The 18,857-nt window shown below is 40.9% G+C and carries 11 protein-coding genes; 7 read left to right on the top strand and 4 right to left on the bottom strand.

The genetic code is table 11. The features are described from left to right. The first annotated feature begins 49 nt into the window (after nt 1-49). The 3 genes from DXN04_RS15490 to DXN04_RS15500 are packed head-to-tail and all read left to right on the top strand — an operon-like array spanning nt 50 to nt 5,957. Complete coding sequence (locus tag DXN04_RS15490) at nt 50-3,022, top strand: type I restriction endonuclease subunit R (protein ID WP_116854252.1); 2,973 nt, start codon at nt 50-52, stop codon at nt 3,020-3,022. After that, on the top strand, nt 2,985-4,292 hold the full coding sequence (locus DXN04_RS15495; RefSeq protein WP_199415048.1) for a restriction endonuclease subunit S: 1,308 nt from the start codon (nt 2,985-2,987) through the stop codon (nt 4,290-4,292). Before DXN04_RS15490 ends, DXN04_RS15495 begins: the two co-directional genes overlap by 38 nt. Nucleotides 4,293-4,334: 42 nt before the next feature. Then, nucleotides 4,335-5,957, top strand: a complete 1,623-nt coding sequence (locus DXN04_RS15500; RefSeq protein ID WP_116854253.1) for a type I restriction-modification system subunit M — start codon at nt 4,335-4,337, stop codon at nt 5,955-5,957. Between the two features lie 349 nt (nt 5,958-6,306). Here the strand turns inward: DXN04_RS15500 and DXN04_RS15505 are convergent, their stop codons facing one another. Further along, entirely contained in the window at nt 6,307-8,676 is a 2,370-nt protein-coding gene (locus DXN04_RS15505) for a glycoside hydrolase family 2 protein (protein ID WP_116854254.1), read from the bottom strand. Nucleotides 8,677-9,122: 446 nt separating this feature from the next. Between DXN04_RS15505 and DXN04_RS15510 the strand changes: the two genes are divergently transcribed. After that, nucleotides 9,123-9,647 (top strand): DUF6232 family protein, encoded by a 525-nt coding sequence (locus DXN04_RS15510; protein WP_116854255.1) that lies wholly within the window; start codon nt 9,123-9,125, stop codon nt 9,645-9,647. Then, entirely contained in the window at nt 9,644-9,991 is a 348-nt protein-coding gene (locus DXN04_RS15515) for a hypothetical protein (RefSeq protein ID WP_116854256.1), read from the top strand. Before DXN04_RS15510 ends, DXN04_RS15515 begins: the two co-directional genes overlap by 4 nt. Nucleotides 9,992-10,349: 358 nt before the next feature. On the opposite strand, the gene DXN04_RS15520 is transcribed toward DXN04_RS15515, so the two are convergent. Next, entirely contained in the window at nt 10,350-10,538 is a 189-nt protein-coding gene (locus tag DXN04_RS15520; RefSeq protein ID WP_116854257.1) for a hypothetical protein, read from the bottom strand. A 127-nt stretch (nt 10,539-10,665) separates the two neighbouring features. On the opposite strand from DXN04_RS15520, the gene DXN04_RS15525 reads away from it, so the two are divergent. Beyond that, entirely contained in the window at nt 10,666-13,362 is a 2,697-nt protein-coding gene (locus DXN04_RS15525) for a TonB-dependent receptor (protein ID WP_116854258.1), read from the top strand. 19 nt (nt 13,363-13,381) lie between these two features. Here DXN04_RS15525 and DXN04_RS15530 read toward each other — a convergent pair whose 3' ends face one another. Together DXN04_RS15530 and DXN04_RS15535 are read right to left on the bottom strand one after the other, a co-directional pair. After that, nucleotides 13,382-14,470 (bottom strand): FecR family protein, encoded by a 1,089-nt coding sequence (locus tag DXN04_RS15530; RefSeq protein WP_116854259.1) that lies wholly within the window; start codon nt 14,468-14,470, stop codon nt 13,382-13,384. A gap of 50 nt (nt 14,471-14,520) precedes the next feature. Next, on the bottom strand, nt 14,521-15,063 hold the full coding sequence (locus DXN04_RS15535) for an RNA polymerase sigma factor (protein ID WP_116854260.1): 543 nt from the start codon (nt 15,061-15,063) through the stop codon (nt 14,521-14,523). 529 nt (nt 15,064-15,592) lie between these two features. On the opposite strand from DXN04_RS15535, the gene DXN04_RS15540 reads away from it, so the two are divergent. Next, nucleotides 15,593-18,850, top strand: coding sequence for a SusC/RagA family TonB-linked outer membrane protein (locus DXN04_RS15540; RefSeq protein WP_116854261.1), 3,258 nt, complete (start codon nt 15,593-15,595; stop codon nt 18,848-18,850). Nucleotides 18,851-18,857 lie beyond the last annotated feature (7 nt).

An 18,857-nucleotide genomic window follows, 5' to 3' on the forward strand; every position in this document is an offset into this window, starting at 1 on the left:
GAATGCACTCAGACTTTATCTATTTATAAGACCCAAATAGCTGTTAATAATGTCAAGTGTTGCTGAATCAAAATTAGAAAAGGGATTCGTTGAGCTTTTGACCGATTTAAAATATACCTATCGCAACGACATCCGGGACAGGAAATCGCTGGAGGCAAACTTTCGCGAAAAATTTAATACCTTAAATGGAGTCCAATTAACGAATTCGGAATTTGTCCGCCTGCGGGATGAAATTATCAATTCCGACGTGTTTATTGCGTCAAAGATCCTGCGCCAACGTAATACCTTTCAGCGTGAAGACGGTTCCTCACTTCAGTACACACTGGTAAATATTAAAGATTGGTGCAAAAATGAGTTTGAAGTTATCAATCAATTAAGAATAAACACTGAAAATAGTAATCAACGTTACGATGTTTTAATTCTGATTAATGGACTTCCCATTGTGCAGATTGAGCTAAAGACGCTGGAAATCAGTCCTCGCAGAGCCATACAGCAAATTGTAGACTATAAAAATGAACCAGGGAATGGCTACAATAATACATTGCTCTGCTTTATGCAGCTATTTATAGTAAGTAATCGTTCAAATACATACTATTTTGCTAATAACCGTAACCAGCACTTTAGTTTTAATGCGGACGAACAATTTCTGCCAGTTTACCAGTGGGCTAGCGAGGATAACAGGAAAATCACTCATCTGAATGAATTCTCTGAACGATTCCTGGCAAAGTGTAAATTGGGAGAAATGATCAGCCGCTACATGGTGCTGGTAGAAAGTGAGCAAAAACTATTGGTAATGCGCCCCTACCAGATCTATGCGGTAGAAGGAATTGTTAACAGCATTCACCAAAACCGGGGTAATGGATATATATGGCATACTACCGGCAGCGGTAAAACACTTACCTCTTTCAAAGCATCGACACTACTAAAAGATAATCCTGATATAGAAAAATGTTTATTCGTAGTAGATCGAAAAGATCTTGATCGTCAAACACGTCAGGAGTTTAATAAATTCCAGGAGGGTTGTGTAGAAGAAAATACTGATACAGAAACCCTGGTTCAACGCATGCTTTCAGATGACTATGCGAATAAGGTAATCGTAACAACTATTCAGAAACTCGGTCTTGCACTTGATCCTGATAATCGCAGGAACTACATAGAAAAACTGGCACCACTAAGCAAAAAACGCCTGGTTTTCATTTTTGACGAATGTCATCGGTCTCAGTTTGGTGAAAACCATAAGGCCATTAAACAGTTTTTCCCCAATGCGCAGCTTTTTGGATTTACGGGTACACCCATATTTGAACAAAATGCTGCATATACAAAAATTGACGGGAAACAGGCCTCTTACCAGACCACAGAAGATATATTTAAGAATCGCCTGAACCCCTATACAATTACCCATGCGATTGAAGACAGGAACGTACTGCGTTTTCACATCGAATATTTTAAGGGTACAGGCAATTGTATACCTGGCGCTGGCGAGGTGATTGCACAGCAGGCTGTAGTAGAAGCTATATTGAATAAGCATAATGGTGCGACAAACTCACGTCGTTTTAATGCGATTTTAGCAACGGAATCAATTAATAGTGCAATAGAATACTTCCGGCTCTTTAAAAAAACACAAGCACAGCGGAAAAAGGAAGATGAAAATTTCATTCCTTTAAATATTGCCTGTGTATTTTCTCCACCAGCCGAGGGTAATCCCGATGTAAAACAGATACAGGAAGATCTGCCCCAGGAAAAAGCAGATAATGAGGTGGCACCAGATGAAAAGAAACGTGCCTTAAAAGAGATTATCGGAGAATACAATTTGCAATATAAAACGAATCATAGCATTAATGAATTTGACTCGTATTACCAGGATGTACAAAAACGTATAAAGGACCAGCAATATTCAAATGCAGATCTGCCACATGCGGAGAAGATAGATATTGTGATAGTAGTTGATATGCTATTGACAGGTTTTGATTCCAAGTATCTCAACACCCTGTATGTAGACAAAAATCTGAGGTACCATGGACTTATACAGGCATTTTCACGAACCAACCGTATCCTGAATGACAGTAAACCATATGGAAATATACTGGACTTCCGCAACCAACAGAAGGCCGTAGAAGAAGCTATTGCATTATTCTCAGGTGAAGAAACGGGTAAAGCCAGGGAAATCTGGCTCGTGGATGCTGCTCCGGTAGTAATTGCCAAATACGAGAAAGCTGTAATTGCTTTAGGACAGTTTATGCAAAGTCGTGGACTGAAATGCGCGCCGGAAGAAGTCCACAATCTGAAAGGAGACACAGCAAGAGCAGAGTTCATCAACCACTTTAAAGAAGTACAGAGATTAAAGACCCAGCTAGATCAATATACTGACCTTGAAACAGAAAATAAGGAGAAGATAGAGCAATTGCTGGCGACAGAGGACCTGCGATCTTTTAAAAGCGCGTACCTTGATACCGCAAAAAGATTGAAAGAAAAACAAAGTAAAGAAGGCGATGCTGCAAGTCCTGAAGTACAGCAACTTGATTTTGAATTTGTATTATTTGCTTCCGCTGTAATAGATTATGATTACATTATGTCGTTGATTGCAAAGTATACACAGAAAGAACCTTCTAAACAGAAAATGAGCCGCGAACAGTTGATTAACTTGATGGGTAGTAGCTCCAACCTGATGGAAGAACGCAACGATATTGCAGACTATATAAATAGTTTGGAATCAGGAAAAGTTCTTTCTGAAAAAGAGATTAAGGCAGGCTATGAATCTTTCAAAGATGAAAAACATCATATTGAGTTAGCCACGATTGCACAAAAGCACGGACTGGAAATAAAAGCATTAAAAGATTTTACTGATAATGTCATTAACAGAATGATCTTTAACGATGAGCAACTGAATGAGCTTCTGGCTCCGCTGGAACTCGGCTGGAAAGAGAGGGGTAAGAAAGAACTGGCGCTCATGGAAGACTTAGCGCCGCAATTAAAAAAATTGGCCAATGGCCACGAAATATCAGGATTATCTGTTTATGAGTAAAGAGAAAAAAATAGGCATGGAGCCTGAATTGCGTTTCAGCTTATCCAATAACCAGCCTTTTCCACATTGGGAAGAAACAAAACTTTCCAAAATAGCAAAACTTGTTACAAAAAAAAATAAGTTAAACAATATCAGCCGCGTTCTGACCAATTCAGCAGCTGACGGCATCGTAGATCAAAGGGATTATTTTGATAAAGATATTGCGAATAAAAGCAATTTGGAAGGGTATTATATTGTGGATTACGGCGATTATGTGTATAATCCACGTATATCAACAGCTGCACCAGTTGGCCCTATCTCAAGGAACAAAATAGCAATGGGGGTCATGTCTCCGCTTTACACCGTATTTAGATTCAGTAATAACAATAACGACTTTTTTGAGCAATATTTTAAGACTACCGCCTGGCATAAATACCTGCATGCTGTCTCTAATACAGGAGCAAGATTTGATAGGATGAGCATTACTCCAACTGTTTTTATGGAGATGCCATTACCTTATCCTCATCCGGAAGAACAACAAAAAATTGCAGATTGCCTTTCATCATTAGATAACTTAATAACAGCAGAAACCGAACACCTGGGAGCACTCAAAGCCTACAAAAAAGGGCTCATGCAAAATCTTTTTCCCCTTCCTGGTGAAATGGCCCCTCTAATGCGGTTTCCGGAGTTTAAGGACAGTGAGGAATGGAATGAAAAATCGCTTCACGAGATTCTTGTTGAAGGAAGATTAGGAGGAAATTATGAAAATTCCGACGCTATTTCAGGGATGCCTGTTATCAAAATGGGTAATTTAGAAAGGGGGCAAATGAATGTAAAAAAGCTCCAATATTTACCAAATGAATCAGCATACAACAAAGAGGATATTCTAAAGAACAATGATCTTCTATTCAATACAAGAAATACCTTAGAGCTGGTGGGAAAGGTTGCAATATGGAAGAACGAGCTTCCTGTTGCATTATATAATTCTAACTTATTGCGGCTAAGCTTTCATAAAGATTATATCGCCTCAAATGTCTTTATGAATTACTTCTTCAATACGCAAAGTACCATTTCCTCATTAAGAAGTATGGCTACCGGAACAACAAGTGTTGCAGCCATCTACACAAAGGATCTGCTAACTCTTACGGTGACTTTCCCCTCCCTGCCAGAACAACAAAAGATTGCAGATTGTCTTTCTTCCATGGACGAAGAGATATCCGTACAAACAGAAAAAATTGAAGCACTGAAACTGCATAAGAAAGGACTTGTGCAGCAATTATTTCCTTTTTAATATACCATTCCTTTTCATGTAAAGAGCAGAAACAACATAATTATGACGGGATTAGCACAACAACAATTAGGTAACACGCTTTGGGCAATTGCAGATGAACTGCGTGGCAATATGAATGCTGATGATTTCAGGGATTACATGTTATCCTTCCTTTTTTTACGTTACCTGTCTGACAACTATGAAGTAGCAGCAAAGAGGGAATTGGGTGCAGACTATCCTGTATTGAAAAACGAGGAAAGACTTAGCCCCCTTAGCATTTGGTACGCCGCAAACTCCGCTGATATAGAAGCATTTGAAAAGCAAATGCGTCGAAAAGTGCACTATGTGATCGAGCCTCAGTTTTTATGGAGCAATATTTCAGAACTCGCGCGCAAACAGGACAAAGATTTGTTATTAACCCTTCAAAAAGGCTTTAAATACATAGAAAACCAGTCCTTTGAAAGTAATTTCCAGGGCCTATTCTCCGAGATCAATCTCGACTCTGAAAAATTAGGCAGGAGTTATCCGGACCGCAATGCAAGACTTTGTATCATTCTCCAGAAAATAGCAGAAGGAATAGCAAAGTTTTCAACTGACATAGATACACTCGGCGATGCATATGAATACCTGATTGGCCAATTTGCTGCAGGTAGTGGTAAAAAAGCAGGCGAGTTTTATACACCTCAACAAATCTCTACCGTACTCTCAGAAATAGTAACTCTCGATAGTCAGAATCCAGGGCTGGGTAAAAAGAAAAAGTTAGATAAAGTACTGGATTTTGCCTGTGGTTCCGGCTCCTTGCTCTTAAATGTACGCCGCCAGATGGGTGCAAATGGAATAGGGAAAATTTACGGACAGGAGACTAACATCACGACTTACAACCTGGCACGTATGAATATGTTGCTGCATGGTGTAAAGGATACAGAATTTGAAATACATCACGGCGATTCACTTAAGAATGACTGGGATATTCTAAACGAAATGAATCCAGCTAAAAAGCTGGAATTTGATGCTATTGTTGCGAATCCTCCATTCAGCTTCCGCTGGGATCCCAGCGATACATTAGCGAATGATTTCCGATTCAAAAGTCATGGGGTTGCCCCTAAATCGGCGGCAGACTTCGCCTTTCTTCTCCATGGCTTTCATTTTCTGAGCAAAGAGGGGACAATGGCTATTATTCTACCCCTTGGTGTATTGTTCCGCGGCGGTGCCGAACAACGTATCAGGACTAAACTGCTGAAGGATGGTCATATTGATACAATAATAGGTTTACCTGCTAACTTATTTTTCTCAACTGGCATCCCCGTATGTATAATCGTATTGAAGAAATGCAAGAAATTTGATGATGTATTATTTATCAATGCAGCTGAATATTACGAAAAAGGGAAGAAACAAAATCGTCTGCGCAATGGAGAAGGTGGAGAACCAAACGATATTCAAAAAATTATTGACACTTATAAAAAACGGAATGACCAGGATCGCTATTCCAAAAAGGTTTCAATGGCTGAAATTGAGAAGAACGGGTATAACCTTAATATATCAAGGTATGTGAGTACTGCTATGGAGGAGGAGATTGTAGATCTTATGGAGGTGAACAAGCAAATAGTGGCGATAAGGAAAAAAGCAGATGAGGCAGCAGGTAAGCATAATGCGTTTTTGAAGGAGTTAGGCTTGCCTTTGATATAGGATGATTTTTATGAACCAAAAAAAATTAAAGGGGCATCTTACCGTTAGAAGATGCCTCTTTTATATAATATAATTGAAATAGGAAACCAACTTTCTATGTAAAATCCGCATGATAATACCTCTATCTAATTAAATTAGATGAACTTATTACTATTAAACAAATCTTCTTGCAATATGCGGTTTTACTGGATGCAGGATATAGTGTAGGAGGTCATCTTGATATAATGAAATGAAACAATATTCAAGATGGGAGTAGTCCAAGACAATTTCTTATATCGTTAACGAATCATAATAAAAAAGCAGGCCCCCTCCCGGAAGCCTGCCCTATCTTCAACAACTAACGAATACCCTAATTCTTCCTCGCCTGCTCCAACGCCCCCATAAACATACTCTTCTCCTCCTCCTTCATCCCCTCCCCATACTTCCTCAAATACTCCTCCGCAGCCGGCACATACACCGCCCAATCCTTCGCATTCAGCGACGACACCGTCTTCGCCCTCAAATACATCTCCTCCCCTGGCGCACCATACCCCTTCATCACACGCTCTATCTCACTCCAATCCTTATGCTCCTTCATCATCGGCTCCATCACCCCTTTAAACACCATATTCATCATATTCACCTGGTACTGCCTTTCTCCCAACACCTTCTTAAACTCCTCCGGATGTTGCCTCATCAACCCAAACCCCGCATCCTTCGAACTCTTCGCAAACTGCCCCACAATCCTGATATCCTCCTCACTCAATGGCTCCTTCAACCCCGCTATATACGCATTTCCTGCCATATCCGCCCCTGGCGCATCCCCCACCTGCTTCGCAGCCATCGCCAGTTTCAACAAAAACGCCCGCTCTCTCTTTCCATTAATATACTCCTCCAGCATCCTTGCATACAACTCCGCCGGCTCCGTCAAATCCGCATTCTGCGCCACCACGGGTGGCACTACTTCCGTAGCAAGAGAAGTATTCAACGGCCCATGAATCTTCCTCAACGCCTCAAAAGGGATCTTCACCACTTCCCTATCATACGTCATCAACCCATTCTGCTCTCCTTCCACATCAAAAGGCTGTGTATAGATAGAAGCACTCAAGCCATCCTGCTGCAGCAATCTCAGATGCTGCGCCATGATCGCAAACTTACTCTGCAAAGCGGCCGGTTTCTCCTGAATATACCCCCACGCATTCAATGGATTCCACTGATGATCCGGAATAAACACCCCAATACCGCCAAACTCTCCTACTACCCTTGCCATCCCTTCCTGCGCCGGTGCATTCATCGGGTTAGGATAAGAATGTAAATCGACGATATCACTCGCTACCCAATTATCCTTCCCTGACTTAATCTCATTTTCATTAATAAAGATATACTCTCCCGTATGCCCATTCACCAACCTGCTCGGATCTGTTTGTTTCACCCACTTCGTGAGTCGCTCCTGGTCATAACTACCCCACTGCTCATTAAATAGCACCCAGGTCACAATACTCGGCGCATTATGCAACTGCTCCAATATCTCCTTACTCTCCTTTTCAAACTCAGGCTTCGCCCCTTCCGGCAGTCCCTGGTTCGGATTTACAAAATCCTGCCATACCAGCATCCCGATCTTATCCGCATGATAATACCAACGGGCTGGTTCCACTTTAATATGCTTACGGATCGTATTAAAGCCCATTGCCTTGATCGCCTCAATATCAAATTTCAAAGCTTCATCCGTAGGAGCGGTATATAAACCATCCGGCCAAAAGCCCTGGTCCAGGGTACCTAAGTTAAAATAGGGTTTGTTGTTCAAAAAGATCCTTACAAATCCCTTCTCATCTTTCCCCAAAGAGACCTTCCTCATGCCAAAGTAACTCTTCACCTCATCTCCTTTCAGCCGAACTACCAGGTCATATAAAAACGGCTTTTCCGGTGACCATAACTTCGCATTCTTCACCGGCAGGGCCAATACAGCACCCGCCTTACCTTTTACTTTGCCCACTACCTGGGATCCATCCAGCGCGGTAAGCTCCACTGCACTACCTGCGGGGGCGTTTACCTTTACATAAAGCACACCTTTGTCAATATCCGGTGTCAATACCAGGCCTTCAATATAAGTCTTGGGTACGGCCTCTAACCATACCGTCTGCCAGATTCCGGAGGTGGGTGTATAATAAATACTAGCTGGATGCAGGACCTGCTTGCCATGAGGTCCTACACCCTGATCTGTGGGATCATATACTTTTACGACCAGCTCATTATCCCCGGTCTTTAATGCGTTGGTAATATCGATGGTGAAAGCTTCATACCCGCCACTATGACTACCTACCTCTTTTCCATTTACAAAGATGGTCGCCTGAAAATCTACTGCACCAAAATGCAGTAATATTTTCTCACCTGCCGGTTTTGCAATCGTTTTCTTATACCAGAGTAACTGGTCTGGCTGTAATGCCTTCTTCACGCCAGACAACGCCGATTCCAAAGGATAAGGTACTAAGATCTGCCCGTCCCATGTTCCAGGCATAGCTGCATCTTTCGCTGTAATAGCATACGACCAGAGGCCGTTCAGGTTCTGCCACTGCGCTCTTACCAGCTGTGGTCGTGGATACTCCTTTAAAGCATTTGTGGGTGATACTTCCTTTGCCCAGCGGGTCTGAATGGCCACTGGCTGCATCTTATATACATCCTGCGCATCCGCATGGATAGCAAAGAGCGCACTAAAAGCTACTGTTGAAAATAAGCTCTTCATAAACTGGTTATCAAGTTTGGGATCTTAAATAATTAAGTAAATAATATGAAGGCTGGCGAAGTTAGGATAGTATATCACGGAAATCCGTTAACCCGAGGTTAAAGAATAATATTCTCCATCACCAGCTGATCATTATTATATAGTTGCAAAAAGGATGAGAAGCTAACATTCTAAAAAAATACTCAGCTATTTATATTACAGGTTGTTCCATTGCGCAATAAGAATGAAAATATTATAACCCCAGCCCTTGATCCATTAAAAGCATATCAGCACCCCCAACAGCTCAACGTAAAAAGGAGCAGTAACATCTTCGGTGTTACTGTCTCCTTTCTTTGTTTACAGTTTATTTACAAAATAGACTAACATACTCTGCCATACCTGATTAAATTAATTGCCGTAAATTGAATGTACCAACATCTTTATTTTTTAACCTAAAAGCACACCGCATGCGTTCTAACAGCAATAACCCAAACTCACCCTACTTAGGCTCATTAATTTTCACGAATCAAACGCTTACGTTTTACGGCACCACGATCCAGTTAAGAAATGTCAGCAGGTTTTCTACACATGAAGTGATCCGCCGTAAACGGGTGACGATTCCCGCTATGATTATCGCCGGTATTATCTTCCTGGTCACTTTTACATATAAAATCACCTTGCTTTACCTGGTGGCAGGGGCCATTGTCGGTTATGGCATTTATGAATATTTTATACCTAAATTATATGCCTTGTTTATTGAAATGAACTCAGGCTCCCAACATGTCTTAAGCAGCAAAGACAAGGCAGGGATCTTTGAAGTACATCGCCGTATTTCCCAGGCTATGACCAGTGACACCCCTGTCAATACTACTGTCACCTTCCAAAGTGATAAGATAGTCTTTGGCGATCACATCAATGGAGATAAATATGAAGCCAACAATTCTACCATTGAAAAAATGGGATCTTTTAATAATAATCCAGAGGTATCATGAAAAAGAATGACATCATCATGGGGGATAAAATAAGCGTACATAACTCCGCCATTGGCGCAATGGGCAGAGGTGCTGTCAATTACGGACCTGTCAGCACATCAAAAGAAAAATATGACTACCCTATTATATTAGAGGAACTTCAAAAGCTTAAAAATGCTTTGTATACGGCCCCGCAAAATGATGAGCAGATCATTGCCTTATCCGCCGTTATTCATGCGGAAGATGCGGCCAGGAATGAAGACGGTCCTGCCATGACTACACACCTGAAGAAATTAGGCACCTGGGTATTCAACCTGGCCCGTGATATTGGGGTGAATGTAGTAGCGAGTATCATTACGCAGTAAGTTCCTCTCACAGCACAATTGCGTTCCAGGCAATGAACAAAAAATTTAGCAGACCTGGAAAAGTCTGCTTCAATTACAACCTAATTGAATGTAACAATTAGGGGATAAACTGTCTTTATTGAATTCGAAAGTAAACATCAATTTCGATCACGAAGCTAATGCACCTGGGGCATACTTCCGGTTAATCTCATGTTAAATACTTATTACAATAAACATTTTATATTACATTTGATTCCAGATAACAAAGTAATAATTATTTGCCCGTAGTATAATTGGTTTTCACCGTTTCTCGCTCAACGATTCATTATAGAACAGCAACAGGCAACTGTTGCTGTTCTTATTTCAGACGATCTTACACCTACATATCCTTCTCTATCTCCGTCAACATCTTTATCAATTTCTGCACATCCAACTTATCCAAAGTCATCAACGCATGACCTGGCGTATCTATTTCTGAACTGACTTCCATCTGTAATAATCCGGTATTATTTATATACCATTCCATCTCGTTTTCATCATGGTCTATAAATACTGCTTTTGAGGGCATAAAATTTCCAGTTTTGATTGTGTGAATATCAAATGTAATACTCTCCCTCTTATCGAAAAAATATCATCCATTTATGTTACAGACTTCCCTTCTCTGCAATTAGCCACCAATTAAACAGGTCTCAATAATGATGAAAATCCCTAAAAGGATCTTTCAGCTCATCTTATTTTTGCTACTTTTCCCCTTATTGTCCCTAGCCCAGAAACAAGCCGTACACGGTATAGTAGCTGATTCTGCCACTGGCAAACCAGTGCAGGACGCTACTATTTATATTTTAAAAGACAATAAGGCGATCGCAACTTCCTTTTCCGATCAGCAAGGCATCTTCAATTTGAAGGAGCTGCCTTCGGGAAACTACCAGCTCTATATATCCCTCACAGGATACCAGGCTTATCATGCCCCCATCCAGGTATCACAATCACCCCTTAGCCTCGGTAAAATCCTTATCAGGAATAAATCCATTACGCTCAATACAATTGAAGTTAAACAATCCATTCCTCCTATTACCCTTAAGAAAGACACATTAGAATTTAATGCTAATGCTGTTAAAACAAGGCCGAACGCCGTTGTGGAAGAACTGCTGAAACATGTTCCGGGTGTTTCCATCGATCCCAATGGCAAAATCACCGCCCAGGAGGAAACCGTGAAAAGAATCCTCGTAGATGGCAAACCATTCTTTGGGAACAATACTTCCTTCAGCACCCAGAACCTACCTGCAGAAATTATTGATAAAATTCAATTGATCGATGCCAAATCCGACCAGGCACAGTTTACCGGTTTTGATGATGGCAACCATGAAAAAATCATCAATATCACCCTCAAAAAGAACCGGCGGCGGGGTACGACGGCTGCTACTTCCGCAGGTTTTGGGACTAATGACCGTTATGCGATCAGTGGCAATGTGAATAGTTTTAATGAGCAAGACCGCTTATCCGCCGTTGCTAATGGCAATAATTTAAACGATCGGAACTTTAATCCCGGGAATACCCGTGCCGGTATGCAACCTGGGAACGGGTTATCTAATAGCAGGTCCGGCGCGGTCAACTATAACATGGAGGATAAAAAGAGATTAAAACTGGATGTAAGTTATGATGTTGTGGATAACCATGCTCAAAATAATAGTACCAATTTCAGGCAGACATTTCTTCCGGATACTACCTGGTATTACAACCAACAGAATAATACCAGCAATCATAGCGTTAGCCATGCGCTGCATACCCGGCTGAATTATAAATTGGATGAGTCGCAGTCTTTGCTGATTAACCCTGAATTGTCTTTTAATAAAAGTGATAATATCCAGAACAATAAATATGAGTCTCTCAATAAATATAAAGATACCAGCATCTCCGGACAGGCATTGAATACCAGTAGCGAGTCAGCTCCCAGTATCAACGTTCATGGTCTTTATAGAAAACGATTTAAGAAGAAGGGGCAGACGTTTAGTGCTGATTTCTCTATACAACACAATCAAAGCATAGGTAAAAACACTTTTCAAACCGAAGATCATTACCTGATATTGGACTCTTTATCCACTTATAATAGATTAACAAAAACCAATAATACCAATAACAATATCCAAGTACGCCTGAGTTACACCACACCCTTATCAAAAGATCGCTTTTTTCAATTATTCTATGCCTGGAACCAGCAACGGAATAATATTATAAATAACACATACGATATCGATTCTATCTCAGGAAAATATATCCATTCCAACGATAGCCTTAGCAATATCTCAAAAAATCATGCTGGTATTCAATCAGCAGGTATCAACTTACGCACCAATAAACAAGGGTATGATTATACTATCGGTCTAAACGCCCAGTTGAACAATACAAATAATGAAAACAGCAATTTGCCGTCATTTCATAAGCACTTCCTCAACCTGTTCCCAAGCGCAAGTTTGAATATTGCATTATCAAAAGAGAAAAACCTCCGTTTATCGTATGAGGGCAGTACCATCACCCCTACTGCGCAACAATTACAGCCCTTGCCCAACCTGGCAAATTCCCTGCTTATCCAGCAAGGGAATCCGGATCTTAAACCAGGTTTCCGGCATAACTTAAGTTTGGGCTATAATGCCATGAACAGAACGACTTTCCGTGGAATTTTCATGGGTTTGAATACTGAAATTATCAGGAATAAGATTGTAAATATAAACTGGTATGATAGCACAGGGCATCAATATACTATCCCTGTAAATGCAAACGGCGCATTGGGTTTTAATGGGTTTATCACTAATAGCCTGCCCATTAAATCTATCCATTCTACACTTAATCTGTCATCTGGTGTTTCTTATAATAAAGACATCACATTCACGAATATTGATAAGGAAAATATCAAATCCTATACGCATATTATCAGCCTGAATCAAACTGTCAATTTTAATTACAGGTATAAATCACTGCTGGAATTATCCACTGCGCTGCAGGTAACCTATAATGGCAGTCGGTATGGAGCTTTATCCACAAGCAATACTAATTACCTCAATTATAACCTGTTATTTAATTACAGTATTTATCTACCCGGAGGGTTCATGATTGGTAATGATCTTCGTTATATCGTGAACAGAGGGCGTGCTGAAGGTTACAACAACAATACTGCCCTTCTTAATGGTTATATTTCCAAAGGGGTATTCAAACAGAAACAAGCTTTAATTAAATTATATGCTTACGACCTGGTGCATCAAAATGTAAGCATCACCAGAAATACAGTTGATAACTATATAGAAGACGTTCGACAAACAATTTTACAACCTTATATGATGCTGAGCTTTACCTGGTTCTTTAAGAACTACCCAGCAGGTAAAGAAAAAGAAGGATAATTTACCTGTTTATATTATTTCACCTTATATGCACCATCCCATCCTGCCAATAATAATCAATCCCATTCGTTGCCGTCAGCCCCTTCATCAATTCTTCTACCGGGCGATTTCTATCTATCAAACCAGAAAAACGCTTCTCTCCTACTTCCTTATTATCCATCGCCATTTCCACTCCAAACAACCTTGGGATTACCTTACATACATCTGCCATCCTTACATTATTCATCACAAACTTCCCTTCCCTCCAACTCAGTGTCTCATACTCATCGAACCTCTCCACGCTAATCTGCCCATCGGCTACAGCTTCTTCACCAGGGTTCAAAAGCACACTATCCTGCTTGCTTACCAGCCTTACAGCCCCCTCCACCAACGCAACCTTCTCCTTCTTATTATCATATGTATTTACATTAAAGGCAGTTCCCAAAACTTGTATATTGGATGCCGGCAAGTGTACAGTAAAAGGCCGCTTTGCATCCTTTTTAACTTCTAAATATGCTTCTCCTTCTACAAATATTTCCCTGGACTGATTACCAAAATTCAAAGGAAATCGCAACTTACTCGCTGCATTCAATTGTACCACCGTTCCATCTGATAAAGTAATGGTATAATCCTTGCCCGAAGGCACATACAGCACAGCAAACTGATTATTCAATTCCGCAGCCGTTTGATAACTCATGCGTTTATGACTATTATTAATGCGTACACCTCCTGCACTGACATCTCCCCGGGCCTCTTCCAATGCAACCCGTTGTCCTCCAGGTAACAGCAATTGAACTTTATTTAAACTGATACTCTCCTGTTTTTTTCCACCAAGCAACCACACCGTACCTGCAATAAATCCAAACATGATGGCAGCCACAGCAACACCTTTCCAAATACTCCTTTTGCGATGATCCCTCACCTTATCCAATACCCTTTCTGCAAAATCTGCAGCACTATTCCTTGCGAGGTATTCCCTTACCTCCGGGGTGTTCATCTCCTCCCACATTTTTCTCGCCATTGCATTTCTACCCAACTCCGCATATAATAATTCTTTCTCGGCTACCGTAATGGTACCAAGCATCTCCTTAAAGACCAGCTGACGTATTTCCTCCTGTTTATCGTCCATATCATCATTAATAAGTAAAAACAATTGAAAAAGTAATGTGCTTCAAACGCTTATTTCGAGGTATGCAATACCTGTCGCAAAATCTTCAGGGCTTTGCTGATATTATTTTTCACTACCTGTAAACTGATATTCTGTTCGGTTGCGATCGCTTTCTGATTTTTATCATCCAGATAAGATAGGATAAATGATTTACGTGCAGCAGGTGGTATTGCATTAATAGCATGGTGTAAACGCTTACCCAGCTCTTCATTTTCGAAAGGCTGTAAACGAATACTTGGCTCCAGGAAATAATCATATTGTGCCTGACGCTTAGCCCGCACATTTTTCTTTTTCAGATAAATAATGCTCTCATTACGGGTAGCCCTTTGCAAATAGGCGGCAAGAGAAGGCTTTAATTCTATGGTAGCACGAAGCTGCCAAAACCGGATCCATACTTCCTGAACAATATCCTCCGCCTCCTGGAAATCTTTCAATATATAATACGCCTCCAATATCATCGCCGGCTGATATAAACATACCAGCTCTTTTAAAGCAGCCTCATCATGTTGCTTTAACCTATTTAATAAGAAATCCTCCTGATTGCTAACTTCCATAACATATACCCGATATATAATAGATTTTCATTGACTGCCTAATGGCAGACACAATTCAAAATGGTAATTTTAGAAGGAAAATCTACTTGAAGATTAATTGCACCCCGAAACGAATAATATTATTCTTAAGTTAAGATTTTTAAACCATCCCAAAAAACAAAACTAATAATTGAAACAGAATTTATAGCAATACAATAATTAATATATATGAGTTTTAATACTCAAACATTTCACAAAAAATAAATTTTACACCGGCAGGTTACTTTTTTATAAAAATTTACTTTAAAAAGCTAGAGGGGACAAAAGTCATGTGAAGGTATTATAAACCATGCCTTTCAAAGAATGTTATCTACAAGATAATTCCCGATTGCCTTTAAAAAGACACACGTTAGTACAACCAAAATTCACCGGCAATAATGCCGGTTTGACTGTATATGCCTAATCATAGCCAGCAAGCAACATCAATTGCACCAGGGTTATATTAGCCAATTCTGATCAACCATTTTAGAACAAAAATCGCTGTACTATTATGTCCAAACATCTCAAACCGAGCCTGGTCTGCCTTTACCTTGTCTTGACGATTTCTGTAAGTCTGCCAGCAAAGGCGCAGACAAACAGAAACCCTACAGCTGTCACAATGAATGTCAAAAATGCATCTTTATCCTACATCATTCGACAAATCACAAAATTAACTGGTATCATTATTTATTTCCAGGACGAAGATCTCAACACTTTTACACATGTGACTGTTCAGGTTCAAAACAAACCAATTTCCGACCTTTTTCATGAGCTATTGGATTCCCGCGGTTTAGCCTGGACTGACGTAAGTACTAATGTGATTGCTATCAGGAAAAATCAACAAACGGATAAGCAACCCATTTCTCCTTCCGACACCTCCTTCAATATTTCCGGTCATGTTACCGATGTCAACAACAATGCCCTGATAGGGGCTTCAGTTGCCATCAAGGGCTCCGGCAGAGGTGCCATCACCGATTTGAATGGTCGCTTCTCTATCAGGGGAGCCCGCCCGGATGATAAGCTCATCGTTACTTATACTGGATATTTAACTAAGGAAATCTTTCTCGGTGGGAATAAAACAATAAACATCACACTCTCCATCGCAGAAAACAAACTTGATGAAACTGTTGTCATCGCCTACGGCACCACCACCCAACGCGTGAATACAGGTACGGTTGCCAAAGTAAAAGCCGAGGAAATCGAAACGCAACCTGTCAGCAACCCCTTAGCCGCACTGGAAGGGAGAGTTTCAGGTATGGTCATCACTCAAAGTAATGGAAACGCAGGTGGTGCTGTAAATATCCAAATCAGGGGTAATAACTCCATTTCACAAGGTAGTGCGCCCCTGTTTCTTATCGATGGCGTACCGTTTTCTAATAGCTATGCCGGTGCACAGGAGGTTACCCTCTTGAGCGCAAATGGTGGTCAAAGCCCCTTCGCCAGTATCAATCCGGCGGACATTGAATCTATAGAAATATTGAAAGATGCAGATGCCACCGCTATTTACGGGAGCAGGGGTGCAAATGGTGTTGTGCTGATCACCACCAAAAAAGGCCATGCCGGCCGCACAAAAGTAGATGCAAATATCTATTCCGGTATAGGCCATGTGACCAACATGATAAAAATGCTCAATACGCCCCAATACCTTCAAATGCGCCGGGAAGCCTATAAAAATGATGGCCTTACTCCATCAGGAGCAGCTGCCAGAGATTTGTTACTGTGGGATACCACAAGGTATACAGACTGGCAAAAAGAATTAATTGGTAACACGTCTCATATCACCAACGGCAATATTACCTTATCAGGAGGAAATGAAAACACCCAATTTTTAATTGGAGCAAATTATAACCATCAAACAACCGTCTATCCCACCAGCCTTGCTGATAACCGTGGAGGCGGCTATTTTAATTTAACGCACCGTTCGGGCAACAATAAGTTTTCCGCCTCCTTAAATACTTCATATACCAACGACAAAAACGAATTGCCCACCCTGGACCTGACCAACCTTATTATGTTACTGCCCAACAATCCATCACTCTACGATAGCCTGGGCAGATTAAGCTGGTCAGAAAAAGGCGGCACCTTCAATAATCCCTTAGCATACCTGGTCAGTAAGAATAAAACAGTTACCAATAACCTGATCAGTTCTGCTAATTTAAAATATAATATCATTCCGGGCCTGGACCTGAAAGTAAATGGTGGTTTCAATTTCCTGCAAGTGAATCAATTGTTTACCAACCCCGTCAAAGCGCAAAATCCCAACCTCTTTCCAGTTGCTTCAGCTACATTTGGCAACACATCCACCACGACATGGATTATCGAACCGCAGTTGAACTATTCTTTCAATATCAATAACAGTAAGATCGATTTCCTCTTAGGTAGCACCATTCAAAAAACCTTAACCGACCAAAGCAGGATATTGGCTTCCGGCTTCCCGAATGATGAACTCATTACAGCTGCAGCATTTGCGACATCTGTTACCTCGTATACTAATATCATTGATTACAGATACCAGGCATTTTTTGGCAGAGCCACCTACAACCTGAAAGGTAAATATCTTGTCAACCTCACGGCCCGGAGAGATGGCAGCAGCCGGTTCGGTCCGGGGAAACAATTTAATACCTTCGGGGCTCTTGGCCTTGGCTGGGTATTCAGTGAAGAACAGTTTATTAAAAACAGCTTATCTTTCCTGAGTTATGGAAAAATAAGAGGAAGCTATGGTATTACAGGGAATGACCAAATTGGAGATTACCAGTACCGCGATAACTATACGAACAGTTATTACCCATACCAGGGAGAGTCCGGCTACATCCCTTCCCGCCTTTTTAACTCCGACTATGCATGGGAAAGAAATAAAAAAATTGAAGGCGCACTGGAACTGGGTTTCATCGATAATCGAATTTTATTGAATGTCAATTATTACCGCAACAGGAGCAATAATCAACTGATTAATTATAAACTCCCTGCCCAAACGGGATTTACCGACATTCTGAAGAACTTTGATGCCACCGTTCAAAATACCGGTTGGGAGTTTGAGCTGAGCAGCACCAACATCCAACACCAGGCGATCAGGTGGAGTACCTCACTGAATCTTACCATCCCCAAAAATAAACTGGTCGCTTTCCCAGGTCTGGAAAACTCGACCTACGCAAATACCCTGGTTATCGGCCAACCTATTGGCATCGTTAAAACCATCGATTTCAAAGGGGTAGATCCCACTACAGGTATCTATGAGTTTAACGGTACTAACATTCCAAATGACCAGGTAAAAATCAATAACCTGGCACCCAGGTTATACGGTGGAATCATTAATAACATCAGCTATAAGAACTTTGACCTGAGCTTCTTATTCCAACTGGTAGTAAAAGATGGCTACAGTTATAACCAAATCAATCCACCAGGCACCAGGAATAACCAACCAATAGAAGTATTGAACAGATGGCAAAAGAAAGGCGATGAAACTAATATTCAACGATATACCATCACTGGTAGCGCCTTCACTGCTTATGTTAATTTCCTACAATACTCCGATGGAACTATAGCAAATGCATCCTACGTGCGACTCAAAAATACCTACCTCTCTTATTCACTACCGGCTACGCTATCGAAGAAAATTGGGATACAAATGCTAAAAGTATACCTGCAGGGGCAGAACCTCCTGACCTTCACAAAATATAAAGGACTGGATCCGGAGACAAACACCTTTGTTGGATCCAATTCGCTGCCCACAATGCGCGTATGGAGTGCAGGATTACAAGTGTCGCTTTAAACATTAA

Origin of the sequence: Chitinophaga silvisoli (genome assembly GCF_003412465.1) — a bacterium.
GTDB lineage: Bacteria > Bacteroidota > Bacteroidia > Chitinophagales > Chitinophagaceae > Chitinophaga > Chitinophaga silvisoli.

Bases quoted from the DNA above. Each gene is read 5' to 3' on its own strand.
- DXN04_RS15490 (WP_116854252.1), top strand. From the start codon at position 50: ATGTCAAGTGTTGCTGAATCAAAATTAGAAAAGGGATTCGTTGAGCTT.
- DXN04_RS15495 (WP_199415048.1), top strand. From the start codon at position 2,985: ATGGCCACGAAATATCAGGATTATCTGTTTATGAGTAAAGAGAAAAAA.
- DXN04_RS15500 (WP_116854253.1), top strand. From the start codon at position 4,335: ATGACGGGATTAGCACAACAACAATTAGGTAACACGCTTTGGGCAATT.
- DXN04_RS15505 (WP_116854254.1), bottom strand. From the start codon at position 8,676: ATGAAGAGCTTATTTTCAACAGTAGCTTTTAGTGCGCTCTTTGCTATC.
- DXN04_RS15510 (WP_116854255.1), top strand. From the start codon at position 9,123: ATGCGTTCTAACAGCAATAACCCAAACTCACCCTACTTAGGCTCATTA.
- DXN04_RS15515 (WP_116854256.1), top strand. From the start codon at position 9,644: ATGAAAAAGAATGACATCATCATGGGGGATAAAATAAGCGTACATAAC.
- DXN04_RS15520 (WP_116854257.1), bottom strand. From the start codon at position 10,538: ATGCCCTCAAAAGCAGTATTTATAGACCATGATGAAAACGAGATGGAA.
- DXN04_RS15525 (WP_116854258.1), top strand. From the start codon at position 10,666: ATGATGAAAATCCCTAAAAGGATCTTTCAGCTCATCTTATTTTTGCTA.
- DXN04_RS15530 (WP_116854259.1), bottom strand. From the start codon at position 14,470: ATGGACGATAAACAGGAGGAAATACGTCAGCTGGTCTTTAAGGAGATG.
- DXN04_RS15535 (WP_116854260.1), bottom strand. From the start codon at position 15,063: ATGGAAGTTAGCAATCAGGAGGATTTCTTATTAAATAGGTTAAAGCAA.
- DXN04_RS15540 (WP_116854261.1), top strand. From the start codon at position 15,593: ATGTCCAAACATCTCAAACCGAGCCTGGTCTGCCTTTACCTTGTCTTG.